Below are 24871 nucleotides of genomic sequence, written 5' to 3'. Positions count from 1 at the left end.
TCTCCTCACACATGTGATCTGCTTGTGTTGGCAGTACATGCTCACCCGAAGTTGTTGATAAGGTTCAAAAATACAAATTATCTTCAATATAACATAGGTGTAGTGTATTCAAGTTAATTTTATGGAGCTGACCTTGGGAGTAAATATTATTGTGAGCCATTAGTGCTACAAATTTCGATAGATATTGTAGTTCAACTTATTGATAAACAATATGTCCGTGTGTTTATTGTAGATTCCGGCATTTACAATGACAATAATTAAATCATCGGAAAATAATTAACAGAATAATTTATTATTTGATATTTATTTTTATAATTTGCAAAACTAAATAATTAGAATACTAACCTAAACTTATTTATTTTTATGCACGGACACAGATGGTTTTTAAAAATGGGAGAGCTAAGCGATGCTAGTGTATCAGCTCTAAATATTAATGCTAGTGAATTAATAAGCTGCGATTATTCATTTTATCAAGGTATTGATGAAAAAGGGCAAGCCCAAACAGGAGTAAAGGTAAGCGACATTTCACTTACTTATGAAAGTTTACCCTCACAGGAAACACTTAATTAGGCAATGAATAGAGCAAGCTACTTAAATGGGGCGCTTGTTTTGTACGATGCCAATGATATACCCTTAAAAAAACTATTTTTTAAAGATGCTGCTTGCGTAGGACTGCATTTAAGCTATGGAACAGAAACCTGATACAATTGATTCTGCACGACTTAAGCAGCTTATAGATTTTAATGTGTCATATGGTGGTTATGTAGATGATGGATTTGGCACAATGATATTTATTGACCGAATGGATATTATTGAGGATCAATACCAACATGACAATGTACTTTACTACAAAAAAACAGTAAATATTAATATTTCAGAAGTTTCGCATACTGTAAAAAAAGGGGATAATTTATCAGTAATAGCCAATAAGTTAGGTGTAAAGGTTGAGCAAATAGTAAACGAAAATAATATAAAAAACCCTAACCTTATTTACCCTGGCGATGTAATAACTGTAAAAACCAATCTGCAATATGGCTATCAAGCTAGCAGTATGGTTAATTTAGCAGACTTTGAACCTCTAGCAAACAATGAGGCTGTTTATAAACCGCTATCAAGCGAGGATATTTTCGAAGGATTAAATTATGTAAACTCAGCTGTTGATGCATTAGCCGGATCATTAAAAGATAATGCAAGAAACTCCACCATTGGTAATAATCGAAAAATATATTGGGAAAAACCAAGCGGACGTGCCTTTAGAGGCAACCAATATGTAAAAACCTATGGACTTAAAGGAATTGGGACTGCAGTAAAAAAAGTAACACCATGGATTGCAGTAGGTTTAGAGGCAAAGGAAGTTTATGGAGGATATGAACAGGACGGAGGTAATTTTGGTCACAATGCACAAAAACAATTTGTAGGTGGTGTTGCATCGATTGGTGGAGCATTTATGGGGGCAAAGATGGGAGCAGCAGCAGGAATGGCTATAGGAGTCTGGATTGGGGGTGTTGGTTCAATACCAGGTGCCATAATTGGGGCTTTTGTAGGGGGGTTAATAGGTGCTTTGGTTGTTGGTACCGTGATGGAAAATAGTGCCGAGTCGGCCTATGATATAATCGTACCACCCGAAACAAAATTGATACAACCATGAAAATATTTTTGAATATTATATACTATTTCTTATGGCGCTTTATGGCAGTTGTTGGAGGGGGGAGTGATAAATTTATTTACTTTATTCTTTCCCCTTTTAAGTGGTTAGCGTTAAAAATTCCTATAGTTCGAAAACGGCTTATAAGGCTATATGGCAGTGTAGAGAATGCAGAAAAAGAAGGAATGAAAGCTATGGATTATTTCAATAATGATAAAGATATTGGACTTAATACCCAATGTGCTAATGGCCTTTATGTTAGTTCATCTGGTTTTTATTTGATAGGGATTTATCTTGTAGTTGCGCATTATTTTAAAGGTTTGTTAGTGTTTTTTGATAGCTATACTCTAGCTGTTATTTTAGGATTCTTCGGTATAGCTGCTATTATAACTCACTTTATTACCTTCGAAAAAAAGGCTTATAAAAAATACTTTAAAGAGTTTGATAAAATAAAGGGATGGCAACGCTTTGTATATAAGCTCGTAACTTTTGTTTTTGTAATAGGTGCATTTATTTTTGGGGGATGGGCAATGGTTTTTGCGAACCATTAATGAAAAAAGGAATGGCTATAGGAGTCTGGATTGCGGGTGTTGGTTCAATACCGGGTGCCATAATTGGGTCTTTTGTAGGGGGGCTGATAGGTGCTTTGGTTGTTGGTACCGTGATGGAAAACAGTGCCGAGTCGGCCTATGATATAATCGTACCACCCGAAACAAAATTGATACAACCATGAAAAGATTTTTGAATATTATATACTATTTCTTATGGCGCTTTATGGCATTTGTTGGAGGGGGGAGTGATAAATTTATTTACTTTATTCTTTCCCCTTTTAAGTGGTTAGCGTTAAAAATTCCTATAGTTCGAAAACGGCTTATAAGGCTATATGGCAGTGTAGAGAATGCAGAAAAAGAAGGAATGAAAGCTATGGATTATTTCAATAATGATAAAGAAATTGGATATAATACTCAGTTTGCTAATGGCCTTTATGTTAGTTCATCTGGTTGTTATTTTTTGGGGATTTATCTTGTAGTTGCGCATTATTTTAAAGGTTTGTTAGTGTTTTTTAATAGCTATGATTTGGCTGTGATGCTAGGATTTGGTGGTATAGCTGCTATTATAACTCACTTTGTTACCTTCGAAAAAAAGGCTTATAAAAAATACTTTAAAGAGTTTGATAAAATAAAGGGATGGCAACGTTTTGTATATAAGCTCGTAACTTTTGTTTTTGTAATAGGCGCATTTATTTTTGGGGGATGGGCAATGGTTTTTGCGAACCATTAATGAAAAAAGGAATCGCAATCTCCCTTTCCAGAACATTTTGTACAAGACATGTTAAGTTACATTTAAGTTACTAGTTACATTATTAATATTTTCACAAAAGTAACCATTTTAGTATTTAACTTTGTGTTGTTTTTAAAAATAAATTTAACTCTTAAAAATTATGAACATACCAGAAAAAGTAATCAAACTTTTAAATAGTCAGGAAGCAACTAAGGTATTAACATCAGTTTCAACGACAGGGATTCCTCATACAGTTGTTATTGGGAGTACTATGGCACCACAGCCTGATTTGATTTGTGCTGCGGAAGTTATGATGCACACAACAGCTAAAAACTTTAAAAACAACCCCAATGTTGCAGTATTAGTAGTTAAAGATATGGAGTCGTATCAGGTAATTGGAAAGGTAAAAGATCACCAAACAGAAGGTTCTCTTTTTGAAACAATGAAAAAGGAACTTGAAAAATTAGGATTGCCTTGCAAGGGAGTTTGGTTATTTGAACCTTTAGAAGTGTATGACCAAAGTGCAGGTTCCACTGCAGGGAAAAAGATTGCATAAACTGATCAACTGATTTAATGGATTGTAGGGTAGGCCAGAACAATAGCCGTGGCCTGCGTTGGCGAGAAGTTATAACCCGGAAAATACATTAGAAAATCTATTACGGAGCTCTAATGCATCATTCGGGTTCAATGCAAAAGTAAAGGATTTCAGAAGACAATTCAAAGGTGTTGTTGATGTAAAGTTCTTCTTGTCCAGATTAACAAGAAAATGCATGACAACAATAAACAACATTTATACCCAACTTTTGGGACTGACCCAGATCCCACAATTACTAACTTTGCAACTTTTTAAAAAAAAAGCCATCCGAATTAAATCAGATGGCTTTTTGTTGAGCGAAAGACGGGGATCAAACCCGCGACCCTTAGCTTGGAAGGCTAATGCTCTATCAGCTGAGCTACTTTCGCTTATTGATATTTAGAGCCGATAGAGGGACTCGAACCCACGACCTGCTGATTACAAATCAGCTGCTCTAGCCAGCTGAGCTACATCGGCGTTGTTTTCTTCAAAACAATTTTTCTAGTGGGGAGAGCAGGATTCGAACCTGCGAAGTCGTAAGACAACGGAGTTACAGTCCGTCCCAGTTGGCCGCTTTGGTATCTCCCCAATCAATAAATTCAATACATTTAATGCTTTTAACCTTTGTTAAAAACTAAAGAGCCGATAGAGGGACTCGAACCCACGACCTGCTGATTACAAATCAGCTGCTCTAGCCAGCTGAGCTACATCGGCGGGTGGGTAAGCTGTCTGCATCGCACCGCTACAACCATTTACCCTTGCTGCCGTCAGGCCCTGGGGGAGTTCAATGGGAGCTGGTCGTACAGGACTTACCCGTGCTTTAGCGGATGCAAAAGTAGAAAAAATACTATACGTGACAAGTAAAAAATTAAAAAAAATGAGATTTTTTTTGCGTTGTATTTTTAAAGTCTTTGTTATCAGTGAGTTATTTTTTGTATTTTTTTTTAAGTTTTTTTGAGTGATTGTCTTGTATTTTATGTGAAAGATTTTTTTTGCTGTGATTATGATGAACAATTTAATTAAAGTTTATCTTTGAGGTAATTCTAATCTTAAAGTAAAATTTTAAAAATTATGGAACAAGCAGCTTCAAAATCTTCAACGGTCTATACTTATGGGCTTTATTTGGGTATAGCATCTATATTATTCAGTTTACTTACATATTATAGTGGCATGCTTGGAGATAAGTATTTTGGTTATTTAGGCTTTGTTATCACTATCATTTTTATTTTTTTGGGCTTAAAAAGCTACAAAGAAAAGGAAAATGACGGTGTTATGAAGTATGGACAAGGTGTTAGTCTTGGCGTATTAATTACATTGGTAGGCGGTTTTCTATCCAGTGCATTTACGTATGTTTTCTTTACTTTTATCGACCCTGCAAAACATCAGGAATTGTTATCTATTGCCCAGGAACAACAGTTGCAGGCAGGTGTTCCCGAGGCTCAGTTGGAGCAAATTGAGGGAGTGATGAATGTAATGATGAGTCCCATATCATTGGCCCTTCTGGGAATTGTAGGGGCTGTAATTGGAGGTCTGATTATCTCATTAATCATTTCAGCTATTCTTAAAAAAGATCCGGTGTCTGCTGTTTAATGTCGGATAGAAAATTATATTTGGAATGAATTTATCAATTGTAGTACCGCTTTTTAACGAAGAGGAATCCTTAACAGAATTGTACAAATGGGTCAGGGGAGTGTTAACTCCCCTGAATATTTCCTTTGAAGTTATTTTTGTGGATGATGGAAGTAATGATGGCTCATGGCAGGTTATTGAGGATTTGTCGGTAGCAAATCAAGAGGTGAAAGGAATTAAGTTTCGTAGGAATTATGGTAAGTCAGCAGCTTTATACAGCGGTTTTGAAGCGGCTGAAGGTGACGTTGTGATTACCATGGATGCCGATTTACAAGATAATCCGAACGAATTACCTGAGTTGTATCGTATGATCATTGAGGATGGTTATGATTTGGTGAGCGGGTGGAAAAAGAAAAGGTACGATCCTTTGGGTAAAACGATTCCTAGTAAGCTTTTTAATAGAACAGCCAGATATATCTCGGGGATCAAGTTACATGATTTTAATTGCGGCTTAAAAGCCTATAGAAAGGATGTTGTCAAGAGTATTGAGGTATATGGTGAGATGCATCGTTATATTCCGATTTTGGCCAAGCGTAATGGCTTTTCGAAGATTGGCGAAAAGGTCGTTATTCATCGTGAAAGACAATATGGTGTTTCTAAGTTTGGTATCGAACGCTTTTTAAAGGGGTTCCTTGATCTGCTTTCTGTGACTTTTATTTCTAAGTTTGGAAAGAGGCCTATGCATTTATTCGGTGGTCTGGGTATCTTTATGTTCTTGATAGGCTTTCTTTCTTCGCTTTATTTGGGTGCGCATAAGTTGTATAGTGTGTATCATCAAATTAGAGAACCCTTACTGACTTCTAGTGCATATTTTTATATCGCCCTTACGAGTATGGTGATTGGTACGCAACTTTTTGTGGCTGGATTTTTAGCGGAGTTGGTTTCTAGAAATAATCCGGAAAGAAATAAATATCAGATTGAAAAACGTGTAAAATAAGCATTATGTCTTTTTATAGTTCTATCGTACAGGCTTACGACGAAATATTTCCCTTAAATAAAATGCAAGCGCATTTGATGGAAGGGTTGTTTTCTGATTTGGTGGGTAAAAAAGTGTTGGATTGTGGTTGTGGTACTGGAAGCTTAGCCATAGAGCTGGGGCGGAGGAGTGCCTTTGTGGATGCCTTCGATTTGGATACAAGTATGATCGAGAAGGCTAAACTTAAGTGTCCGCAGGCTATTAATGTGCATTTTGCTACGGGTGACCTGCTTAAGGTGACAGACCATTATAAGGCGAATTATTATGACCTTGTGTATTGTTTGGGTAATACTTTGGCTCATCTGCCTGCAATAGACCAGGTAAATGAATACCTTCGCTCGGTGGCATCGGTTTTACATACCGGAGGTTTTATTGTGCTGCAGCTTGTTAATTATGACTGGGTCATTGGTAATGATATTTCTCAGTTGCCTACCATAGAAAGTGATAAGTATGTTTTTGACCGAGATTATGTTCGGCAAGAGAATGGAGTGATTCGTTTTGCTACGAAACTGAAGGATAAGCACAGTGGCGAGTCCTATTCGCAGTCATTACCATTGATACCCATTTTAAAAGATGACTTGTATAAAATGCTCGATGGTCTCTTTGGTGAGGTACGTTTTTATGGATCCTTTAAAAAAGAAGCGTGGACCGAGCGATCCTTTCATACCATTGTGGTGGCAAAAAAAACGCACCGGACAAAAGGTGTAAACCGTGAGATTAATTAAGTATAAAAGTCCGGTGCATTAAATTTTTTGTTCGATAAAACTAATCATTTTATTTATATCGTTGGGGTCAAACCAAGTTGTTTTTTTATCTTTTTTAAACCATGTCAGTTGCTTTTTTGCATAACGGCGACTGTTTCTTTTGATCAATTCGATGGCTTTGGGCAAATCACATTCGCCATCAAAATAAGCAAATAGTTCTTTGTAGCCTACGGTATTTAATGAGTTCAGTTCTTTTTGAGGATGGAATTGCTTGGCTTCTTCTATCAGTCCTGCCTCAATCATTAGGTCTACTCGTTTATTGATTCTGTCATAAATATCTTTTCTATCCATTTCGAGTCCTATCTTCACTATATCGAAGGGGCGCTGTTTTGTAGTATTGGTTCTTAAAGAGCTATAGGGGTTGCCGGTCATCAGACAAATTTCTACCGCATGGATCACTCGTTTGTGGTTTTTTAAATCAACCTGATCGTAAAAAACAGGATCGAGCTGCTTGAGTTGTCGTCGGATAGAGTCTATGCCTTCGTTGTTATATTGTTGTTTCAGTTGCTCTCTTAATTCCTGGTCGATGGTTGGTAACTCGTCGATACCATTGCATACGGCATCTATATACATCATTGATCCACCGGTTAGTATCAGCTGACTGTATTTTTTGAAGAGCTGTTCACTCAGTTCTATTGCATCCTGTTCGAACTCCCATGCGCTGTAGTAATCATGAATGGAGTGGGATCCGATATGGTGGTGTTGCGCTGCAGCTAGTTCTTCAGCACTAGGTGTGGCGGTTCCAATTTTAAGTTCCTTAAATATTTGTCGCGAATCGGCTGATATAATCTCTGTTTTGAAATGCTGGGCTATTTGTATGCTTGTTTTTGTTTTGCCAATCCCAGTGGGTCCCACGATTACTATTAGCGTTTTTTTTGTTGACGGCATAAGATAAATACAATACGTTTTAAACTTTTGTCTGCTATCTAAAGGTCTTCTAGATTATCGGTGTATGATATCAAAGAATCATGATCGTAATCATCATCCTCTAATCCTGAAAAGATATCTTCGTCGTAGTCGTTATCTATATTGTTGCTTGGTTCTCCCATTGATAAAGATAAGAGATTACTCATGTCTAATTGTTCTGGTGCTTTCCCTTGCGATCTCAGGCATTGGGGGTGTGGGCAAAGAGCGGTGCTTACTTCATAAGCTTCTATAAATAAGCTACGTTCGTTAAAGAAGTCAAATACATATAATAACCTTTGTTTTTTATTGGTGATAAACTGACCCAGAGGGGTGTCTGACATAACAAACGAATCGGAGGTTTCATCCAGCGCCATGTCCATCAGGGTGATCTCCTCTTTCTTTTGCCATTCTTCATCCGTGATAAAAAAAGAAGCCATCTGACCTTCATCAAAATCTAGTATTTCCTGAATGAAATTATGGAGTACAAGAAAAGTCGCTTCGCTACCAATCTCTATCTCCCTGAAAAAATCTTCGTCTTCTCCTGAAATTATTCTTAATTTAATCGACATCATATTTTTTTTAAAAGACGGCAAAGATATTAAAATCTTATTCTTAGTTTTTACCCGAAGAAAAAAACATTTTAATCAACGTAATGTTTATTCACTATCCGGTTTATAGTTTATTTTTTATGGTTTAACGTTGGTGTTGTTAAAAGGTTGTAAATGTGTTGTGTTCTTCACTTTTTTAGATGAGCTATTTTTTTGCCGGTGAAAGTTTATGGAGATAGGGATATCTTATTGTTTTAATGTGTAATAAGTAAAGTTTTTTTTATGAAATTTTTAGTTGTTGGAGTTTGTATCTTGTTTGTATTGATGTTCTCTGGGTGTGGACAAAAGAAAGAAGAAAAAAAAGTGGAAGCCAAAGCGTGGTCTTCTCCTGTCTCATCTATGGATAAAAGGAATGATCGCTTTGATGCAGGTAAGTTAGTGTATGATAGAAATTGTAAAGTTTGTCATCAGGCAAATAGAATGGGGGTTCCTAAAATTTATCCACCACTAAAGAATACTAAAAGAGTAGGAGGAAATAAAGACTACCTTATTGATGTGTTGTTGAATGGTAGTAATGAAGAAATAATTGTGGAAGGGGTGAAGTATAAGGGAGTAATGGCTTCATATAGAGGCCTTAGCGATAGGGAGATAGCTGGCGTGATTAATTATATCAGGAGTGATAGTGAGGCGGCAAGTGAGGTGGTTTCGGAAGATGATGTGCGGAAACGAAGATAAACCATAGGTGATTAATTTGTGTTACTTGTTTTTTTGTCATTTTTTTGTCTTCATAAAATTCGTACCATGACAAAGAAACAAGGTTATACAACTGGCGCTTTACATACCCCATTCCCTAAAGGTGATGTTTATAATTCGTTGCACATGCCTATTTATGATAGCGTGGCTTATGAGTTTGATACTTCGCAGGATATTGAAGAGGTGTTTACTGGTAAAGAGGTGGCGCATATGTACAGTCGGACATCAAACCCAACGGTGGAGTATTTCGAAAAGAAATTGAAAAAGGTGACTGAAGCCAAAAGTGTTGTTGCACTTTCGTCTGGAATGGCAGCTATTTCAAATACACTACTGGCCTTGGTGGAACCGGGGGGTAATGTAGTAACATCTGATCATTTGTTTGGCCATACTTATGCTTTGCTTAAAGATACGCTTACATCCTGGGGTATAGAAGTTAAATTTGTGGATATGAGCCAGCCTCAAGAAGTAGAGATGGCTATTGATGCAAAAACACGTGTTCTTTTTTTTGAAACCATCACCAATCCTCAGTTGGAAGTGGCTGATATTACAGCCTTGTCTACGATTGCCCATGCGCATCGGGTTGCTGTGGTTGTGGATTCTACACTGACCCCACCTTATGTTTTTAAATCTTCTGATTTTGGAGTGGATGTGGAGGTGATGTCTACTACTAAGTTTATTTCGGGAGGAGCTGCTGCTGTGGGAGGAGCTATTGTGGATAATGGGGTTTTTGACTGGTCGCAGATGCCAGCATTGACCAAGTGGTCCCATCGTTTTGCTGGTAATGAACTGGTGTCCCGTATTCGTAAGGAAATATTTCGTCATTTGGGAGCTTGTATGACAGCGCATACGGCTCATTTTATGAACCTAGGTATGGATATTTTAGCGCTTCGGGTGGATAGATGTGTGGAAAATTGCTTGCAGCTGGGCGTGTTTTTTGAAAAAAAATCGAAAATAAAGTCTGTTAGTTATCCAGGATTAAAGTCCCATCCTAATTATACTTTGAGTCTTAAGCAGTTTTCAGGAAAGCCGGGTGCGGTGATGTCGATTGACTTGGAGTCTAAGTCGCATTGCTATAGGTTGATGGATGCTTTGCAGGTGGTGCGTCGGGCCACTAATTTAAACGATAATAAAACTTTAATCATCCATCCGTGGTCTACCATATATGCGGAGTTTTCGGATGAGGAAAAACTGAAGATGCAAAATAGGGATACCATGCTTCGTATATCAGTGGGTATTGAGGATGTGGAGGATCTGATAGCTGATTTTGAGATGGCTTTGTCTAAGGTGTGATAAGCAGATCAAGGATGATTATAATTTATTTGAAATTACTTCGTTTTATATGAGAGGGTAAATTGTGTGTTTTCGGTAACAAGTTAACTTCTGGCTGCGTAAAGCGAATATTGTATGGGTGTTCCTTATGGATAAATGTATCTTCCGTTGGCGGGTTGCTCAATAATACGGTGAACTGATAAAATATGATTTCAAATAAATACTTGCTTGTTGTCGTTCTTTGGCTTATATATATTGCTACTTATGGACAAGCGGATCGTGTTAAAGATGAGCGCGTGCCGGGAGTGATAAAAAAAATGGCCGACTTGGCAGACAAAGGTGTTGATTTGTTAACCTTTGAAAAAGAGAAGTATACTTTTTTTATATTGCCTCTGGTAGCATATGAAGAACGTTCTCAGTTGGAGTTAGGTATCATGCCTGTGTGGAGATTTTATATGGGAGGTAATAAAGAGATCGCTAAGTATGACAGACCTTCTAATATTTCTCCTTACATAAGGTATTCAACCAGTGGTATGTATGCACTCAATATTACCTCTAATTTCTATACAAAAAACGATTGGTATATTCGTAATAAGTGGATTTATGAATGGATGCCTGATAAATTTTATTCCATAGGTAATTGGGAGGATAAAGAGCTCTACGCTGAAATGGAAGTGAAAAGTTTGCAGTTTAGGGGAGAGGTGATGAAGGGACTGACTAGAGAGTTTTATGCGGGTATTAACTATGATATTGGGTTGTTTGATGTTAAGGTTGTGGGTGGTAGTGTGTTGAATAATGGGGTGTTGGGTTATGATGGAGGTGATGTGCTGGGCTTGGGGCCTATGTTGAGATATGATGATAGGAATAGTATTGTTTTTCCTGATAAGGGTTCTTTTGCAAGTCTTTCGTATATGCACTATCCGAAAGTATGGGGTGATTATTCCTTTTCTACTGTTACTCTGGATGTTCGTAGATTTATTAGCCTGACTAAAAAAGACAGGGTGTTGGCTTCTCAGTTCTATCTTAAATCTGCACATGGTAATGTGCCTTTTTTTCGTTTACCCGTATTGGGTGGTAAAAAGTTATTGCGCGGTATCTCACACCCGTATAAATATATGGATAAAAATAGCGTGTATATGCAAACGGCTTACCGCTCTCCCTTGTGGTGGCGCCTGGGGTATGAGGTGTTTACGGGAGTAGGTAATATCTCGGAAAAATGGGATGCTTCGATATGGAAAAATATACATGTGATGCTCGGGGCAGGACTGCGTGTTAAAGTAATAGAAAAAGAAAAACTAAATTTTAGATTCGATTATGGTATCTCTTCGGGTGGAAATTCCGGATTCTTCTTTACCTTAGGTGAGGCGTTTTAGGGTGTAGTTGGTAAGCCCTTCTTTTTTTAATCCTACTAAATAAATAGGTGTATATTTGTTTTAATCTATTTTATTTCGTGAACTTATTGTATACTTGTGTAGTTTAATACATATATCTTAGGTATGCATTACTAAAAATAAGATGTCATGAAACGAGCCATGGGAATAGCTTCATACACAGGAGTGTGATTGATTTTGGTGAGTTCCATGTGGCCATTAAAAATTAAATTTAGACACATGAAATTTTCAAAGAAAACAGAGTATGGGTTAAGGTTCCTATTGGCATTGGCAGAATTAAGTGAAGGACGGTTCATGGGGATTTATCAAATATCATTGCGACATAGTATCCCAATGAAATTTTTAGAGGCCATTGCTGTTTCCTTGAAGAAAGGTGGTTTATTGGAGGTGAAAAAAGGTGCAGGTGGAGGATATCGTTTAAAATATAAGCCACATGAAGTAACTTTGCTTATGGTTTTTGATTGCTTGGAAGGGTCTTATAAAAAAGAATTGAATATTACAGGTGATATTTCAAGTAATCAAAAGGCAGTGGCTTTGATACTTAATGAAACCATAGATGGGGTGCGTGGAGTTTTGTCTGAAAAAACTTTGTTTGATATTCAGAAGCAATACAGAGACTTGAATGAGAGTTTAATGTATTATATTTAAGTATAAGCACTATGTCTTAAGCGACGAAATAGTTTGGTAAGAAAACGTAATGATGAATCATGACTGAATATTGAACAGCTTGTTCTTCCACTGGGAAGAGGAGAGGTGGAATGATATGGGTTGTGTTGAATAATAAAGAATAAATAAAAATTATAATTATGAGTGGTATAGCGAAAAATGTAATTGAGTTAATCGGAAACACTCCATTGGTACAGATTAACAGAATGAACGAAGGTGGTGCGCAAGTGGTTGCTAAACTGGAATTTTTCAACCCGGCAAGTTCTGTAAAGGATAGGATTGCGAATGCTATGATAGCTGATGCTGAAAAAAATGGTAAGTTAGACAAGGATACAGTCATTGTAGAGCCAACCAGTGGAAATACAGGAGTTGGTCTGGCATTTGTTGCCGCGGTGAAGGGGTATAGGTTGATATTAACAATGCCAGAGAGTATGAGTATTGAGAGACGAAAGTTGTTAAAGAAGTTTGGTGCAGAACTTGTTCTTACGCCAGCCTCGCAAGGTATGAAAGGGGCGATTTCTAAAGCGCAGGAAATAGCAAGTGAACACAAAAAAGCCTTTATTCCTCAACAATTTGATAATCCGGCTAACCCATCCATTCATAGATGTACTACAGCAGCTGAGATTTGGAAAGATACCGATGGTAAGGTGGATGTTTTTGTAGCAGGTGTCGGAACAGGTGGTACTATCACAGGAGTAGGAGAGGAATTGAAAAAGAAAAATCCGAACCTGAAAGTAGTTGCTGTTGAACCGGTAGATTCTCCTGTGATATCAGGTGGTCAGCCTGGTCCTCATAAAATTCAAGGTATTGGAGCTGGATTTATTCCCACAAACTTAAATGTGGATGTGATAGATGAGGTTATTCAAGTTTCAAATGAAGATGCGGTACAATCAAGTCACAATGCGGCATTGGAAGAGGGTTTGTTGTGTGGGTATTCTTCGGGTGCTGCGCTTTGGGTTGCCTTGGAGTTGTCTAAAAGAGATGATATGAAAGGTAAACAAATTGTGGTTTTATTGCCTGATACAGGAGAAAGATATTTAAGTAGTTATGAAATTTAAACTTAGCTTATTTGGCTGGGTTATTTAGTGCTTAAATAATTAGATATGTGATGATTATCAGTGCATGCTGCTGATAATCATTTTTTTATTTGTATTGTTCGCATTGGTATTGTGGTAAAAATAGGCCCTTTGGGGTGAAATGATGTAATTTTTTATTGATGAGTATGACTTTTCTTCCAATTTCAATTAATATAAGTGAACAGCAGATTTTGCTGGTGGGTGGAGGTAAGGTGGCTTTGCATAAAATAAAATTATTAAAAAGGTTTACTTCCGATTTTAAGGTTATTGCGCCGAAGGTTTTAGAGGAGATTAAAGGGATGGATGGTGTTGAAATAGAAGAGAGAGAGTACGAAGAGGCTGATTTAAAAGGGTATTTGTTGGTTTATGCCACCACCGATAATCATGAATTAAATCATCTGATAAGTATTCAGGGTAAGCAATATGGTTGTTTGGTGAATGTTGCAGACAATGCTGTTTATAGTGATTTCGTATCTCCGGCTATCTATAAGTGTGATGAATTTACCATTGCAGTTGGTTCTGATGGTCGGGATGTGAAAGCATCTATTGCATTGAGAAATAAGATCAGGGACTTCTTGCAAAATTCATTTTAAATATAGGTGTAATATATATGGAAGAAATTAAAATTGCTATTGGGGATAAGTGTGCGCATCTGATTCCTTTTGATAGTATTCAACAGACGTTAAAGAATTTTGGCATGGGGTGTCAGCAGGTGCTTGTTGATACAAAGGGTGACACCAGTGTTGATATGGAGGAGCTTATGTTTCCATCAGTAAGCAAAATGCTGGGAGAATCTATTTTAAATAACAGGGCTGACATGTATATTATGCCGGCTATGAATCTTCCATATCCCTTGTTTTCAGAGCTCTCTATTTTTGCCTTGTTGCCTGCTAAAAATATTGTGTCCACATCTTCCTCACTCCATGAATTACTCGCTTTGGTTGGAAGTCAGGAAAATGAAAAATTAAAAAAGTGTTTTGAATCTAAGGATGTTCGGCGTGGTTGGGGAAGGGTGGTATTGGCTGGTTTTGGGCCTGGCGATGAAGGTTTGATAACAAAGAAAACCGAATATAATTTAAAGAACGCTGATATTATCTTTTATGATGATTTAGTTAATGAGGACTACTTGAATAAAACTTTTAGTGCCGAAAAAGTCTATGTGGGTAAGCGCAAAGGAAAACATAAATTTGATCAGGAGAAGATTAACGAATTTATTTATCGTGAGGCACTTAAAGGTAAGTGGGTGGTGCGTTTAAAAGGAGGTGATCCTCTGGTCTTTGGACGTGGAGCCGAAGAGTATCATTATGTTAGAAGCCGATTGGTGCGTGCGGAAATTATCCCTGGTATTTCCAGTGCATTTGCTGCAGCTGCTAATGCGGTGGTCCCTTTTACAGAAAGAGCCTTGGCTTCTTCAGTGGCTTTTTTATCGGGACATGATATGCATAAGGTGAAAATTCCCCAGGCAGATACCTTGGTTTTTTTTATGGGAGCATCTAATCAGCAAGAATTGGCACGGCTTATTGTTGCTGAAGGGTGGCCGGAGAGTACACCTGTGGCAGTGGTGCACAATGCTTCTAATCCGGGACAAAGGATTTACAAGGGAAACTTAAGTGAATTAAAAGAAAAGGGTTCGGGCTTGCCTTCACCTTCTATTATTTTTGTGGGTAAAACGGCTGGTGAGTTTTCTGGAATGCAGAATAAGTGGTTGTATACGGGTGCTTCATTGGACGAGGTCAAGTATCGCACGGACTTGGTGCATACTCCGTTGATTGCCATTGAGCCTGTTGTGCTTAATCATCACCATCGTTTGGCGATGGATAGCTTGAAATCGTATGATAGAATTGTGTTCTCAGGTAGGTACGCTGTTTATTATTTCTTTGAAAGACTTTTTGATCTGGGAAAGGATGTGCGTGATTTGTATGGTTTAAAGATTGATTCTATTGGTAAAACAACTTCAAAAGCCTTGCGTGAAAAAGGTTTGATAGTTCAGCCTTTGTCAGAAAAAGAGTCTGTAAGTGGTATGCTGGAGATGTATGGGAGGGAAAGGGTAAGTGGTGAAAATATACTGATACCTTGTTCTGCTCAATCAACAGGTACCTTACAGAAAGGTTTGCGCAGATTGGGTAATCGGGTAAATGAACTGCAACTATTTCAGGTGGTTCAAAATGAGTCAATTGTAAAGCAGAGCTTAGATAGGTTTGAGGGTGTTGTTTTCACCTCACCAGCAACGGTTGAAGCCTTTTTTGCCGTTTATGCTCATGTGCCAACGCATTTAAAGGTTAAATGCAGAGGAAGGTTGACGGAAAAGCGTTATCGTGAATTGCTAAGCAATGATACCGTTAAAGAAGAAAGTTAGCTGTGTGAAATGAATTGTCTCAAAAATGTAGTTATTTAGAGACAATTCTTTATTTCTTACACTCTATATTATATCTTTTTTACTCTCACGGCATTCATTCCTTTCAGTCCTTTTTCAAGCTCAAAATTAACTTTGTTACCTTCAATGACTTCGTCGATTAAGCCATTTACGTGAACAAAGAATTTCTCTTGTGTATCAAGGTCTTTGATGAATCCGTAACCTTTGTCGTGATTAAAGAACTCAACACGACCTGTTCGAATGGGTTCTTCAATATCTTCTTTCTTAGGAACAGATATTTCTATATTTTCGGCTTTTATCTTTTTCTTTTTGGTCAAATCCGGTGGAGTGTCCGTAATCATTCCGTTCTCATCCACGTATGCAATCATATTATCTAAGCTGCCATCAGACGAGTTCGCTTTTCGCTCTTCTTTGCGTAAGGCTTTGTCTTTACGCTTTTTCTTTCTTTTTTGTTCTTTGTCTTTTTTACCAAATGTTTCTTGAGATCTCCCCATTCAATATGTTTTAAATATTATATTAAAGTTATGCGTAATGAGAAAGAAAATATGATTCGTAAATGTACAATCAAGAGCCAAAAAGGAGTGTATGAATGAACAGAATATTACTTGAAAGGATATTTCTTGCCTATTACTGCGTACAAAGGTAAAATAATTAATTACTATTTGAAAAAGATTTTATTAGTTTATGGAAACTAATGTGTATTTTCAAAGTTTGTTTTTTTAAGTATTTATGAATAAGTTAATAAGCTTGCGGTAAATGATGTTTTTAGGGCTGCTTGTTTTAGAGAATTTCTTTATAGCGGAGGCTACCGACTTTTATTAATATCTCTATTTAGCTTTCCTGATATGAGCCCTTCCTCGTCAATATGAACAGTCTTGAATCCAAATTCGGCGATCTTATCTTGTACTTGCTTTGAGAAGATGGATTTGAGTCTGGGAATTTCATTGTGGGGTACTTCTATGCTTGCGTTTCCTTTTCTATATCTTACCCTTACCTCATTAAAACCATTGGTGTTTAGTAGGTTTTCTGCATTTTCAATCATATTGAGTCTTTCTGAAGTAATCGCTTCTCCGTAGGGGAAACGACTGCTTAAGCAGGGGCTCGCCGGTTTATTCCATATTTTTAGATTGAAATGTTGGCTGATCTGCCGAATGCTTTCTTTGTTGATACCGCATTCCAATAGCGGACTAAATACTTGAAACTCATCTGCTGCTTGCATACCCGGACGGTAATCACCCATGTCGTCATAATTGTTTCCATTTGTGATTTCATAATTGGGATAGGAAGTGTTGGCTAGTTCACGAATGGATTTGTATAGATTAGATTTGCAATAGTAGCAACGGTTAATTGGGTTGGAGCTGTAGTTGATGTCGTTGATTTCATTGGCGTCAATTTCAATGAGTTGGATGTCGTAATTCAGGGCAAAGTCACGTGCATCTACTAAATCCTTCTCTTTTAAACTGGCGGAATTACTGATGACCGCAATGGCATTTGTTTTGCCCAATGCTTGCCGAGCCATATAGGCTACCAGACAAGAATCAATGCCTCCTGACAGAGCGATGAGAACCTGAGTGTGTTTGCTAAACCACGAATTTAATTTATTGATATTGGTTTGTATTTTATCCATGTCCAGTTAGCCTGATAATGTGTAAGTGATAGTGTTAAAACACAAATAACGCAGCCATTGATGGCTACGCTATTTGTCATTGTTTTTAACAGCTCAGTAGCTGTGGATTAATTTTGCTTTTTAATGAGGTTTAAGGCACTGCCATTTTTAAACCATTCAATTTGTTGTTGATTATAGGTATGGTTGGCCATTATCTGGTCTTTACTTCCATCACCATGAATAATCTCTATTGTTAAAGGTTTACCGGGAGCGAATTCTTTGAGGTCGCTAAAATTAAAAGTGTCATCTTCTTGTACCTTGTCGTAATCGGCCTCGTTAGCAAAGGTTATTCCTAGCATACCTTGTTTTTTAAGGTTTGTTTCGTGTATACGGGCAAAACTTTTTACCAATACAACCTTTACTCCCAAATGACGTGGTTCCATTGCAGCATGTTCGCGAGAAGACCCTTCGCCATAGTTGTGGTCGCCCACTACAATGGTTGGTATGCCTGCTGCTTTGTAAGCACGTTGCGTAGCAGGTACTTCGCCATATTCACCTGTTAGTTGCGATTTTACTTTGTTGGTTTCTCCGTTAAATTTGTTAACCGCTCCAATCAACATGTTGTTAGAAATATTATCCAGGTGACCTCTGTATTTCAGCCATGGTCCGGCCATTGAAATATGGTCTGTAGTACATTTACCTTCTGCTTTGATCAATAGTTTAACACCTGTTAAATTTTGTCCATCCCACTCTGCAAAAGGTTCTAGTAACTGCAACCTGTCACTTTTGGGAGAAACGATGACATCAATGTTTGATCCGTCAGCAGCAGGTTCCTGGTAGCCGGGGTCTTCTACATCAAAGCCTTTGGGAGGTAGCTCATCTCCTTTGGGTGGATTTAGAGCCACTTCTTCGCCTTTATTATTGATTAATTTATCGGTTAGTGGGTTGAATCTCAGGTCTCCGGCAATAGCCAAGGCTGTTACCAGTTCGGGTGAGCCAACAAAGGCAAAGGTGTTTGGGTTGCCATCGGCGCGTTTGGCAAAGTTACGGTTGAATGAGTGTACAATGGTATTTTTTTCTTGTTTTTCAGCTCCCATGCGAGCCCACATTCCAATACAAGGGCCACACGCGTTGGCAAAAACAACGCCATCAATCTTTTTAAAAGTATCTACCATACCATCTCTGTCAATGGTGTAGCGTACTTGTTCTGATCCAGGTGTAATGGAAAACTCCGCTTTGGCTTTTAATCCTTTTTTTACTGCATCTTCTGCAACGGAAGCTGCTTTGGAAATGTCTTCGTAAGACGAGTTGGTGCATGAGCCTATTAAACCAACTTCAATTTTTGTAGGCCATCCGTTTTCCTCGGCTTCCTTTTTCATTTGACTGATTGGGGTAGCCTTATCTGGCGTAAAAGGACCATTCAAATGTGGTTCTAACTCATTAAGATTAATCTCGATCACCTGATCGAAATATTTTTCTGGTTCTGCATATACTTCGGCGTCTGCCGTTAGCAGGTCTTTAACTTCATTTGCTGCATCCGCCACGTCATGACGGTTGGTGGCTCTTAGATAGCGTTCCATTGAGAAATCGTAACCAAAAGTAGAAGTGGTAGCCCCTATTTCAGCTCCCATGTTACAGATAGTTCCCTTACCAGTACATGAAAGAGACTCTGCACCCTCTCCAAAATACTCAACGATACAACCTGTACCTCCCTTAACCGTAAGTATTCCTGCTACCTTTAAGATGATATCTTTGGGAGCAGTCCAGCCACTTAACTTGCCGGTAAGCTTAACACCAATTAATCGAGGGAATTTTAGTTCCCAAGGCATACCTGCCATCACATCAACTGCATCTGCACCTCCAACACCAATGGCCACCATTCCTAATCCCCCAGCATTCACAGTATGTGAATCTGTACCAATCATCATTCCTCCCGGGAAAGCGTAATTTTCTAATACTACCTGGTGAATAATACCTGCGCCAGGTTTCCAAAAGCCAATGCCGTAGCGGCTTGTTACGGAGCTTAAAAAATCATAAACTTCTTTGTTGGTATTTTTGGCAGTGGCTAAATCGGTGGTGGCTTCAACTTTAGCTTGTATCAGGTGGTCGGCATGAACAGTAGAAGGAACAGCTACTTTATCTTTTCCTGCTTGCATAAATTGTAGTAAAGCCATTTGAGCCGTGGCATCTTGCATAGCCACGCGGTCGGGGTTGAAATTTACATACGATTCACCTCTTTTGAAAGGGACTGTTGTTTCTTGGGCCAGATGGGCATAAAGAATTTTTTCGGTAAGCGTTAGCGGTTTGTCCAAAATATTACGAGCCTGATTTATTTTAGCTCCCATTTGGGCATACACTTTTTTTATCATTTCAATGTCGAACGCCATAATTATTGATTCGTTTTAATGTTTTTAAAATATTGTATTAAGCATGCTATGTTTCTGGATAAGCTTATTTTTACTGCCATAAGCTTTTTCCTTGCTGTATAATTTATAATTGCCTGAAGTGAACAAAATTAGTAAAAAATAGAGAAAAACTGCTTTTTGTCATGGTTATTCACTCCCTTTTAATGAATATGCACTATAACATTTGTTGGGGAGGAATGTTTAAGAATCTACGTGATTTGTTAATGGCTTTATAGCTTAGTTAGCTGGTACTTAATAAAATGTTTTTGTTACTTCATGTTTTATGGACCATTGAAAACCTAAGGGATCAAGTATAAATTTTGCTTGTCAAGTTAAAATTAATTTGTCTGGCATAAAAAATCCCTGTAGACTTATAGTCTCAGGGATAAAATGTTTATTGTTGCTTGCTTAAAGCGGTTATTTTATTTCGGTAATAAACGCTTCTTTACTTTTTCTGATCTTAGTAAGAGGTTCTAACCAATCATTTTCTGCGTCTCTGTATCCCAGTGGCAATAATAGTACGCTTTTTAAGTTTTTTTCTTTTAACTGTAAGATTTCATCCACGGCAGCCGGATCAAAGCCTTCCATGGGCGTGGCGTCAACTTCTTCAAAAGCTGCAGCAGTAATGGCGGCAGAAAAACCTATATAAGCTTGTTTTGAAGTGTGAATGAAGTTTTCCTCTGGTGTTCGTTGAGGATACGAACTCAATAGCATTTGACGGTAATTCTCCCAACCTTCGTTTTTGAAACCTCTAATCTCATTGGTTAAATCAAACATATGATTGATACGTTCCTCTGTATAATTGTCCCATGCGGCAAAAACCAAAAGATGTGAACAATCGGTAATTTGTTCTTGATCCCAGGCAACTGGCTTAATTTTTTCTTTGATTTCCTGATTGGTAACCACAAATATTTCATAGGGCTGTAATCCGCTCGAGGTAGGAGCTAGTCTGGCAGCTTCTAGTATTCTGTCAATCTTCTCTTGAGGAACCTGTGTTCCGTTCATCTTTTTTGTGGCATAACGCCATTGTAAACGTTCTAATAAATCCATATTTATATTTGTTGTTTTTATATTTAGTACGACTGTTCAAACAACAAATGTGTTCTATAGTTCAGGAGTTATAAGCTGTTTTTGTTTGAACTAACAATTTTATGGAATGAATCATGCGATAAGGCAAATGGGATGCATAGGTTTGATGCGCTATGTATATAGGTATTTTTATCTATCTTTATGATCAATTCAATGAAGATATGGTGTCGAAATTATTGATTGAAAATGCAAAAGTAGCCGCAGGAGCCATCAAATCCAATAAGCTGCGAACGATTCTTACTATAGTGATTATAACCATTGGTATTACTGCACTAATTGGTATTATTACTGCGGTGCAGTCGATCGAAACTGCTATTTCCAGTAACTTTACGGGGATGGGAGCCAATACTTTTACCATCGAAAATAGAGGACAAAATATCCAGATTGGAAAACGAAAACGCACGACGAAGCGTCATAGTTTTATATCTTACAAAGAAGCCTCAGCTTTCAAGGAACAATTTAGTTTTCCGGCAATTGTTACAATATCTTATCATGCTTCGGGAGGAGCTACTGTTAAATATGGATCTGAAAAAACAAATCCTAATGTGAGTGTTTATGGAGTGGATGAAAATTTTATTTTAACGGCTGGCCATCAGCTCCAGACCGGTAGAGACTTTTTAGAAAGTGATGTTCAAGAAGGTCGCCATGTGGCCATACTGGGAGCTGCGTTATATAAAAAAATATTTCCTGCCAAACAGTCTGCAATCAATCAGGTAATTTCTTTGGCTTCAGGGAAATATAAGGTGATTGGTGTGCTCGAAGAAAAAGGAGCGGGCTTTGGAGGACAGGGAGATAATATATTGTTGCTGCCGGTGAGTAATGTACGTCAGTATTTTAGTGTGCCTAAAATGTCGTATAAAATAGAAGTCAAGGCAAATAGTACGACCCAAATGGATGCTGCAGTGAGTGAGGCAACGGGAACCTTTAGGTTGGTTAGGCGACTTAAAACCAATGATGAAAATAATTTTAATATAGTCAAGAGTGATAATTTATCCCGAATGCTGATTGATAATTTGTCGAGTGTCACTTTGATTGCCAATGTAATTGGGTTTATAACTTTATTTGGAGCAGCTATAGGATTGATGAATATTATGCTGGTTGCTGTGGCTGAACGTACCCGCGAGATTGGTATACGTAAGGCCATAGGAGCTACCCGAAGAGCTATTCGGGATCAGTTCTTGTTAGAATCTGTAATGATAGGTGTCATAGGGGGTGTTTGTGGTGTTGTGTTGGGTATTGGGGTTGGAAATATTTTGTCTGTGATATTTGATTCTGGCTTTGTAATACCTTGGGAATGGATTATTATTAGTATCGTGTTGTGTTTAGGTGTCGGTTTGCTTTCTGGTTTAATGCCTGCCATAAAAGCTTCTAAGTTAGATCCCATAGAAGCATTGCGATATGAATAAATATCTAAGTTGTTTATTATGATAAATGATACGATAAATACTTTTGTAGATTTTCTTTCACGAAAAACATTGATCGCTATTCTAATTGTTATAGCAATAGGTGTGATTATTCATTTGATACAACCTTTGCCAGAGTTGGAGAACCATACAGTTTCGGTATTGGTATGTAATAGCACAAATGTTGATTCTATCATGGAGGTTAACGATAGTTTGGTGATGCCTGTATTATACCAAAAGGTGCCTAATTTAAAAGATATTCATTACAAGGAACGGATGCAAAAGTTTATTGATATGATGCTTCCTTCTGTTTTGATGGCTAAAGAAAAAATTGTACAGGAACGTTACAGGGTGTTGGAAGTGGATGCTGCTTTGCGCGCGGGAATGGGTTCTAGGCGGGACTCGTTGTATTTGGTGAAAATGAAAAACAAGTTTAAAACAGATAAGACATCTGAAGTATTGCGGCGCCTGCATCCTCATCCGGTTTCCATTGTGTTGGCCCAAGCTGCCATTGAAAGTGGGTGGGGAACATCCCGTTTTTGTAGAGAGGCAAATAATGTCTATGGCATTTGGTCGTATAATACCGAAGAAAAGCGTATTAGGGCAGGGGAGTCTAGGAATGGAAAAAATATCTATCTGCGCAAGTACGATTCTATTTTTGAATCTATTTACGATTATTATCAAACCATTGCTAAGGCCAATGCTTATAAGCAGTTTAGAGAGGTTCGGCTGCAAACCGATAACCCCTATAGGTTGATCTGGTATTTGAGTAACTATTCTGAGAAACGATATGAGTATGTACGTGCATTACGCAATGTAATAGAATTTAATAATTTACATAAGTATGATGATTATAGATTGGCTCCCATTCGTGAGGAAGATGAGATTTGGCAAAGCTTGCTGCAGTAGTTTGTGCTTGTTTGTCTTCTTGTGCTTGGTGTCCTCATCGGCCTGTCAACAAAAACAAACCCAAGAGCAAAACCGTAAAATAAAAATAGTTTTACCTGAAGGTTTTTATGCCACAGGTTTGGTATATCATCGCTTTGGAGATAGTCGGTATCCTTCCACGAATACACCGCTGGATAAGTTGGAGGAACAACTGAAGTATATTACTGAAAATGGGTTTGACACCTATACCGTCTCTGGACTGCTGGAAAATGCCCATGATTCCACCAAGAAAGTTTTTATAACCATCGATGATGGATTGAAATCTTTTTATACCCATGGATGGCCACTGTTTAAAAAGTATGCTTGTAAGGTGACCCTATTTGTAAATACCGAAAGTGTTGGATGGAGCGACTATTTAAATTGGCATCAAATAAGGGAGTTAGCGAAATCTGGTGTTGAAATAGGATCACATTCCCATAAGCATAGCTATTTTTTGAATAGAAAAGGAGCGGATAGGTTACATTTGTTTGTGGATGATTTGTTGTTGTCAGAAAAAATATTTGAAGATAGCCTGGGGTTTGTGCCTCGTATTTATGCTTATCCGTATGGAGAGTTTGATGAAGGTATGGCTCAGGTCTTAAAGCAAAGAGGATATCGTTTGGCTTTGGCTCAAAATTCGGGTGTTTGGTCTTATAAATCACACCGCTTTGCTATTCCTCGTTTTCCTATTGCAGGCAATTATGTGAAAATGAAGCAGTTTGTGCAGAAAGTGAATATGCGACCATTACTACTTAATGCGGACAATGCTTTTCCAATAGAGTTGGCTGGTAATGAAAAATTAGAGATGCACTTATCTTTAGATTCTTTATCTCAGTTGGCAGGATTCAATTGTTTCTTTGATAATAAATTGAATCCGGATGTGTTTACTATTAACAATAAAGATATTAAGGTCTTTTTGTATATGACTAATAATAAGCGTAGGATACTGTTAACATTTACCGCAAATGATAAGTCTGGGAGATGGTATTGGTGGAGTAAATTATTGGTGAATGCTTCCGCAAATGAATAAAATATTTTTTAAATTATTGTTCTCAATTGATTGGTATTGACATAATTGAGGGTGTTCGTTTGTGAGTGGAATAATATTTGTTTTGAGATTATTCTTAATTCCTTTTGAGTTTCAGATTTCTTTAGGTATACTTAACAGTTTGCTGTGTAAACTATATGTTTTTAATAGGTTAATACTATATTTGGAAACCTTTTGTAAAATTGATCGTACACGGTTGTAGTCAAGATGGGGATCTCAGCTACACTTTTATTATTATGGATTATTTAGTGACATAACTTTATATGACCGAATGACGTCTGTCTTTGTGTTTGATTGTTCAATCATTGCCAGTTTCAATGTGAGTAATTGGGCATTTAGATAGCTTATTGGTTTTTTGTGTGTTGCTTGTTTTAAACAATTGTTATGGTCGGTGCGAATATTTCAAGATATACAGCGGTTTATTTGAAATATGCACTGGTTATTAGGGGTATGGAATAGTTATTAGATGGAAGTTAACATAAGTGAAGCTTCTTTGTAATGGGAAATGATTCTCGACTTAAATTTTATATGACCCATAGCT

The 24871-nt window shown here is 37.6% G+C and carries 26 protein-coding genes, 4 tRNA genes and 1 other RNA gene; 20 read left to right on the top strand and 11 right to left on the bottom strand.

Features of this window, described 5'->3' with window-relative positions:
* Window positions 1-363: 363 nt before the first annotated feature.
* The 7 genes from tssD to CYTFE_RS0111765 all read left to right on the top strand — a co-directional run bounded on the left by tssD (window position 364) and on the right by CYTFE_RS0111765 (window position 3482).
* Window positions 364-570, top strand: a complete 207-nt coding sequence (gene tssD, locus CYTFE_RS28725) for a type VI secretion system tube protein TssD (RefSeq protein ID WP_154665662.1) — start codon at window positions 364-366, stop codon at window positions 568-570.
* A gap of 3 nt (window positions 571-573) precedes the next feature.
* Window positions 574-702: a hypothetical protein gene (locus CYTFE_RS31510; protein WP_262504885.1), complete on the top strand. Its 129-nt coding sequence runs from the start codon at window positions 574-576 to the stop codon at window positions 700-702.
* Complete coding sequence (locus CYTFE_RS0111785) at window positions 686-1648, top strand: LysM peptidoglycan-binding domain-containing protein (RefSeq protein WP_027471952.1); 963 nt, start codon at window positions 686-688, stop codon at window positions 1646-1648. The genes CYTFE_RS31510 and CYTFE_RS0111785 overlap by 17 nt, the downstream gene beginning before the upstream one ends.
* Window positions 1645-2196 (top strand): hypothetical protein, encoded by a 552-nt coding sequence (locus CYTFE_RS0111780; protein ID WP_027471951.1) that lies wholly within the window; start codon window positions 1645-1647, stop codon window positions 2194-2196. The genes CYTFE_RS0111785 and CYTFE_RS0111780 overlap by 4 nt, the downstream gene beginning before the upstream one ends.
* Before the next feature lie 11 nt (window positions 2197-2207).
* On the top strand, window positions 2208-2378 hold the full coding sequence (locus CYTFE_RS0111775; protein ID WP_154665661.1) for a hypothetical protein: 171 nt from the start codon (window positions 2208-2210) through the stop codon (window positions 2376-2378).
* Window positions 2375-2926 carry a hypothetical protein gene (locus tag CYTFE_RS0111770; protein ID WP_027471949.1) on the top strand — a complete coding sequence of 184 codons (552 nt, stop codon included), beginning with the start codon at window positions 2375-2377 and terminating at the stop codon, window positions 2924-2926. The genes CYTFE_RS0111775 and CYTFE_RS0111770 overlap by 4 nt, the downstream gene beginning before the upstream one ends.
* A 160-nt stretch (window positions 2927-3086) precedes the next feature.
* Window positions 3087-3482 carry a pyridoxamine 5'-phosphate oxidase family protein gene (locus CYTFE_RS0111765; protein WP_027471948.1) on the top strand — a complete coding sequence of 132 codons (396 nt, stop codon included), beginning with the start codon at window positions 3087-3089 and terminating at the stop codon, window positions 3480-3482.
* A gap of 334 nt (window positions 3483-3816) precedes the next feature.
* Here CYTFE_RS0111765 and CYTFE_RS0111760 read toward each other — a convergent pair.
* From CYTFE_RS0111760 to ffs, 5 genes are all read right to left on the bottom strand, one after another.
* A tRNA-Gly gene (locus CYTFE_RS0111760) sits at window positions 3817-3889 on the bottom strand.
* Between the two features lie 14 nt (window positions 3890-3903).
* A tRNA-Thr gene (locus tag CYTFE_RS0111755) sits at window positions 3904-3977 on the bottom strand.
* Between the two features lie 28 nt (window positions 3978-4005).
* A tRNA-Tyr gene (locus tag CYTFE_RS0111750) sits at window positions 4006-4088 on the bottom strand.
* Window positions 4089-4140: 52 nt separating this feature from the next.
* A tRNA-Thr gene (locus CYTFE_RS0111745) sits at window positions 4141-4214 on the bottom strand.
* A gap of 7 nt (window positions 4215-4221) precedes the next feature.
* Window positions 4222-4315, bottom strand: an RNA gene (ffs, locus tag CYTFE_RS29440) — signal recognition particle sRNA small type.
* Between the two features lie 256 nt (window positions 4316-4571).
* Between ffs and CYTFE_RS0111735 the strand changes: the two genes are divergently transcribed.
* The 3 genes from CYTFE_RS0111735 to CYTFE_RS0111725 are packed head-to-tail and all read left to right on the top strand — an operon-like array spanning window position 4572 to window position 6830.
* Window positions 4572-5090, top strand: a complete 519-nt coding sequence (locus CYTFE_RS0111735; protein ID WP_027471947.1) for a DUF4199 domain-containing protein — start codon at window positions 4572-4574, stop codon at window positions 5088-5090.
* A gap of 25 nt (window positions 5091-5115) precedes the next feature.
* On the top strand, window positions 5116-6066 hold the full coding sequence (locus CYTFE_RS0111730; RefSeq protein ID WP_027471946.1) for a glycosyltransferase family 2 protein: 951 nt from the start codon (window positions 5116-5118) through the stop codon (window positions 6064-6066).
* A gap of 5 nt (window positions 6067-6071) precedes the next feature.
* Window positions 6072-6830, top strand: coding sequence for a class I SAM-dependent methyltransferase (locus tag CYTFE_RS0111725; RefSeq protein WP_027471945.1), 759 nt, complete (start codon window positions 6072-6074; stop codon window positions 6828-6830).
* 18 nt (window positions 6831-6848) lie between these two features.
* Here CYTFE_RS0111725 and miaA read toward each other — a convergent pair whose 3' ends face one another.
* A complete protein-coding gene (gene miaA, locus CYTFE_RS0111720; protein WP_027471944.1) occupies window positions 6849-7757 on the bottom strand; it encodes a tRNA (adenosine(37)-N6)-dimethylallyltransferase MiaA in 909 nt (302 codons plus the stop codon).
* A gap of 38 nt (window positions 7758-7795) precedes the next feature.
* Window positions 7796-8347: an IS1096 element passenger TnpR family protein gene (locus CYTFE_RS26245; protein WP_152541781.1), complete on the bottom strand. Its 552-nt coding sequence runs from the start codon at window positions 8345-8347 to the stop codon at window positions 7796-7798.
* A 258-nt stretch (window positions 8348-8605) separates the two neighbouring features.
* On the opposite strand from CYTFE_RS26245, the gene CYTFE_RS26240 reads away from it, so the two are divergent.
* From CYTFE_RS26240 to cobA, 7 genes are all read left to right on the top strand, one after another.
* A complete protein-coding gene (locus tag CYTFE_RS26240) occupies window positions 8606-9058 on the top strand; it encodes a c-type cytochrome (protein ID WP_052343161.1) in 453 nt (150 codons plus the stop codon).
* A 66-nt stretch (window positions 9059-9124) separates the two neighbouring features.
* On the top strand, window positions 9125-10366 hold the full coding sequence (locus CYTFE_RS0111705; protein WP_027471943.1) for an aminotransferase class V-fold PLP-dependent enzyme: 1242 nt from the start codon (window positions 9125-9127) through the stop codon (window positions 10364-10366).
* 185 nt (window positions 10367-10551) lie between these two features.
* Window positions 10552-11718, top strand: coding sequence for a BamA/TamA family outer membrane protein (locus CYTFE_RS0111700; RefSeq protein WP_027471942.1), 1167 nt, complete (start codon window positions 10552-10554; stop codon window positions 11716-11718).
* 237 nt (window positions 11719-11955) lie between these two features.
* The gene (locus CYTFE_RS0111695; RefSeq protein WP_044262776.1) at window positions 11956-12384 is read left to right on the top strand and encodes an RrF2 family transcriptional regulator; all 429 of its coding nucleotides are present in this window, start codon (window positions 11956-11958) and stop codon (window positions 12382-12384) included.
* A gap of 158 nt (window positions 12385-12542) precedes the next feature.
* Window positions 12543-13460 carry a cysteine synthase A gene (cysK, locus tag CYTFE_RS0111690; protein WP_027471940.1) on the top strand — a complete coding sequence of 306 codons (918 nt, stop codon included), beginning with the start codon at window positions 12543-12545 and terminating at the stop codon, window positions 13458-13460.
* Window positions 13461-13618: 158 nt separating this feature from the next.
* Window positions 13619-14071: a precorrin-2 dehydrogenase/sirohydrochlorin ferrochelatase family protein gene (locus tag CYTFE_RS0111685; RefSeq protein WP_211238165.1), complete on the top strand. Its 453-nt coding sequence runs from the start codon at window positions 13619-13621 to the stop codon at window positions 14069-14071.
* Window positions 14072-14088: 17 nt separating this feature from the next.
* Window positions 14089-15834 (top strand): uroporphyrinogen-III C-methyltransferase, encoded by a 1746-nt coding sequence (gene cobA, locus CYTFE_RS0111680; RefSeq protein ID WP_027471938.1) that lies wholly within the window; start codon window positions 14089-14091, stop codon window positions 15832-15834.
* Between the two features lie 68 nt (window positions 15835-15902).
* Here cobA and CYTFE_RS0111675 read toward each other — a convergent pair whose 3' ends face one another.
* The 4 genes from CYTFE_RS0111675 to CYTFE_RS0111660 all read right to left on the bottom strand — a co-directional run bounded on the left by CYTFE_RS0111675 (window position 15903) and on the right by CYTFE_RS0111660 (window position 20913).
* Window positions 15903-16346 carry a cold-shock protein gene (locus CYTFE_RS0111675; RefSeq protein ID WP_027471937.1) on the bottom strand — a complete coding sequence of 148 codons (444 nt, stop codon included), beginning with the start codon at window positions 16344-16346 and terminating at the stop codon, window positions 15903-15905.
* A gap of 311 nt (window positions 16347-16657) precedes the next feature.
* On the bottom strand, window positions 16658-17479 hold the full coding sequence (larE, locus tag CYTFE_RS0111670; protein ID WP_027471936.1) for an ATP-dependent sacrificial sulfur transferase LarE: 822 nt from the start codon (window positions 17477-17479) through the stop codon (window positions 16658-16660).
* 107 nt (window positions 17480-17586) lie between these two features.
* A complete protein-coding gene (locus CYTFE_RS0111665) occupies window positions 17587-19845 on the bottom strand; it encodes an aconitate hydratase (RefSeq protein WP_027471935.1) in 2259 nt (752 codons plus the stop codon).
* A gap of 435 nt (window positions 19846-20280) precedes the next feature.
* Window positions 20281-20913 (bottom strand): NAD(P)H-dependent oxidoreductase, encoded by a 633-nt coding sequence (locus tag CYTFE_RS0111660; protein ID WP_027471934.1) that lies wholly within the window; start codon window positions 20911-20913, stop codon window positions 20281-20283.
* A gap of 152 nt (window positions 20914-21065) precedes the next feature.
* Here CYTFE_RS0111660 and CYTFE_RS0111655 point away from each other — a divergent pair, with 152 nt between their 5' ends.
* The 3 genes from CYTFE_RS0111655 to CYTFE_RS0111645 are packed head-to-tail and all read left to right on the top strand — an operon-like array spanning window position 21066 to window position 24312.
* A complete protein-coding gene (locus tag CYTFE_RS0111655; RefSeq protein ID WP_052343160.1) occupies window positions 21066-22358 on the top strand; it encodes an ABC transporter permease in 1293 nt (430 codons plus the stop codon).
* A gap of 18 nt (window positions 22359-22376) precedes the next feature.
* Entirely contained in the window at window positions 22377-23264 is an 888-nt protein-coding gene (locus CYTFE_RS0111650) for a glucosaminidase domain-containing protein (protein WP_044213342.1), read from the top strand.
* Window positions 23200-24312, top strand: coding sequence for a polysaccharide deacetylase family protein (locus tag CYTFE_RS0111645; RefSeq protein WP_081735974.1), 1113 nt, complete (start codon window positions 23200-23202; stop codon window positions 24310-24312). The genes CYTFE_RS0111650 and CYTFE_RS0111645 overlap by 65 nt, the downstream gene beginning before the upstream one ends.
* Window positions 24313-24871: the final 559 nt, after the last annotated feature.

The organism is Saccharicrinis fermentans DSM 9555 = JCM 21142, from assembly GCF_000517085.1.
Taxonomy (GTDB): domain Bacteria; phylum Bacteroidota; class Bacteroidia; order Bacteroidales; family Marinilabiliaceae; genus Saccharicrinis; species Saccharicrinis fermentans.
The sequence above is the reverse complement of the archived record's forward strand: the minus strand, read 5'-3'. Positions and strand labels throughout refer to the sequence as shown.

Excerpts from the sequence above, each read along its gene's own strand:
- CYTFE_RS0111770 (WP_027471949.1), top strand. The coding sequence starts at position 2,375 with ATGAAAAGATTTTTGAATATTATATACTATTTCTTATGGCGCTTTATG.
- tssD (WP_154665662.1), top strand. The coding sequence starts at position 364 with ATGCACGGACACAGATGGTTTTTAAAAATGGGAGAGCTAAGCGATGCT.
- CYTFE_RS0111660 (WP_027471934.1), bottom strand. The coding sequence starts at position 20,913 with ATGGATTTATTAGAACGTTTACAATGGCGTTATGCCACAAAAAAGATG.
- CYTFE_RS0111725 (WP_027471945.1), top strand. The coding sequence starts at position 6,072 with ATGTCTTTTTATAGTTCTATCGTACAGGCTTACGACGAAATATTTCCC.
- CYTFE_RS0111650 (WP_044213342.1), top strand. The coding sequence starts at position 22,377 with ATGATAAATGATACGATAAATACTTTTGTAGATTTTCTTTCACGAAAA.
- CYTFE_RS0111685 (WP_211238165.1), top strand. The coding sequence starts at position 13,619 with ATGAGTATGACTTTTCTTCCAATTTCAATTAATATAAGTGAACAGCAG.
- CYTFE_RS0111780 (WP_027471951.1), top strand. The coding sequence starts at position 1,645 with ATGAAAATATTTTTGAATATTATATACTATTTCTTATGGCGCTTTATG.
- larE (WP_027471936.1), bottom strand. The coding sequence starts at position 17,479 with ATGGATAAAATACAAACCAATATCAATAAATTAAATTCGTGGTTTAGC.
- CYTFE_RS0111705 (WP_027471943.1), top strand. The coding sequence starts at position 9,125 with ATGACAAAGAAACAAGGTTATACAACTGGCGCTTTACATACCCCATTC.
- miaA (WP_027471944.1), bottom strand. The coding sequence starts at position 7,757 with ATGCCGTCAACAAAAAAAACGCTAATAGTAATCGTGGGACCCACTGGG.
- CYTFE_RS0111700 (WP_027471942.1), top strand. The coding sequence starts at position 10,552 with ATGATTTCAAATAAATACTTGCTTGTTGTCGTTCTTTGGCTTATATAT.
- CYTFE_RS0111730 (WP_027471946.1), top strand. The coding sequence starts at position 5,116 with ATGAATTTATCAATTGTAGTACCGCTTTTTAACGAAGAGGAATCCTTA.
- CYTFE_RS0111675 (WP_027471937.1), bottom strand. The coding sequence starts at position 16,346 with ATGGGGAGATCTCAAGAAACATTTGGTAAAAAAGACAAAGAACAAAAA.
- CYTFE_RS0111785 (WP_027471952.1), top strand. The coding sequence starts at position 686 with ATGGAACAGAAACCTGATACAATTGATTCTGCACGACTTAAGCAGCTT.
- CYTFE_RS0111645 (WP_081735974.1), top strand. The coding sequence starts at position 23,200 with ATGATGATTATAGATTGGCTCCCATTCGTGAGGAAGATGAGATTTGGC.
- CYTFE_RS0111775 (WP_154665661.1), top strand. The coding sequence starts at position 2,208 with ATGGCTATAGGAGTCTGGATTGCGGGTGTTGGTTCAATACCGGGTGCC.
- cobA (WP_027471938.1), top strand. The coding sequence starts at position 14,089 with ATGGAAGAAATTAAAATTGCTATTGGGGATAAGTGTGCGCATCTGATT.
- cysK (WP_027471940.1), top strand. The coding sequence starts at position 12,543 with ATGAGTGGTATAGCGAAAAATGTAATTGAGTTAATCGGAAACACTCCA.
- CYTFE_RS26245 (WP_152541781.1), bottom strand. The coding sequence starts at position 8,347 with ATGATGTCGATTAAATTAAGAATAATTTCAGGAGAAGACGAAGATTTT.
- CYTFE_RS0111665 (WP_027471935.1), bottom strand. The coding sequence starts at position 19,845 with ATGGCGTTCGACATTGAAATGATAAAAAAAGTGTATGCCCAAATGGGA.
- CYTFE_RS0111735 (WP_027471947.1), top strand. The coding sequence starts at position 4,572 with ATGGAACAAGCAGCTTCAAAATCTTCAACGGTCTATACTTATGGGCTT.
- CYTFE_RS0111765 (WP_027471948.1), top strand. The coding sequence starts at position 3,087 with ATGAACATACCAGAAAAAGTAATCAAACTTTTAAATAGTCAGGAAGCA.
- CYTFE_RS0111655 (WP_052343160.1), top strand. The coding sequence starts at position 21,066 with ATGTATATAGGTATTTTTATCTATCTTTATGATCAATTCAATGAAGAT.
- CYTFE_RS31510 (WP_262504885.1), top strand. The coding sequence starts at position 574 with ATGAATAGAGCAAGCTACTTAAATGGGGCGCTTGTTTTGTACGATGCC.
- CYTFE_RS0111695 (WP_044262776.1), top strand. The coding sequence starts at position 11,956 with ATGAAATTTTCAAAGAAAACAGAGTATGGGTTAAGGTTCCTATTGGCA.
- CYTFE_RS26240 (WP_052343161.1), top strand. The coding sequence starts at position 8,606 with ATGAAATTTTTAGTTGTTGGAGTTTGTATCTTGTTTGTATTGATGTTC.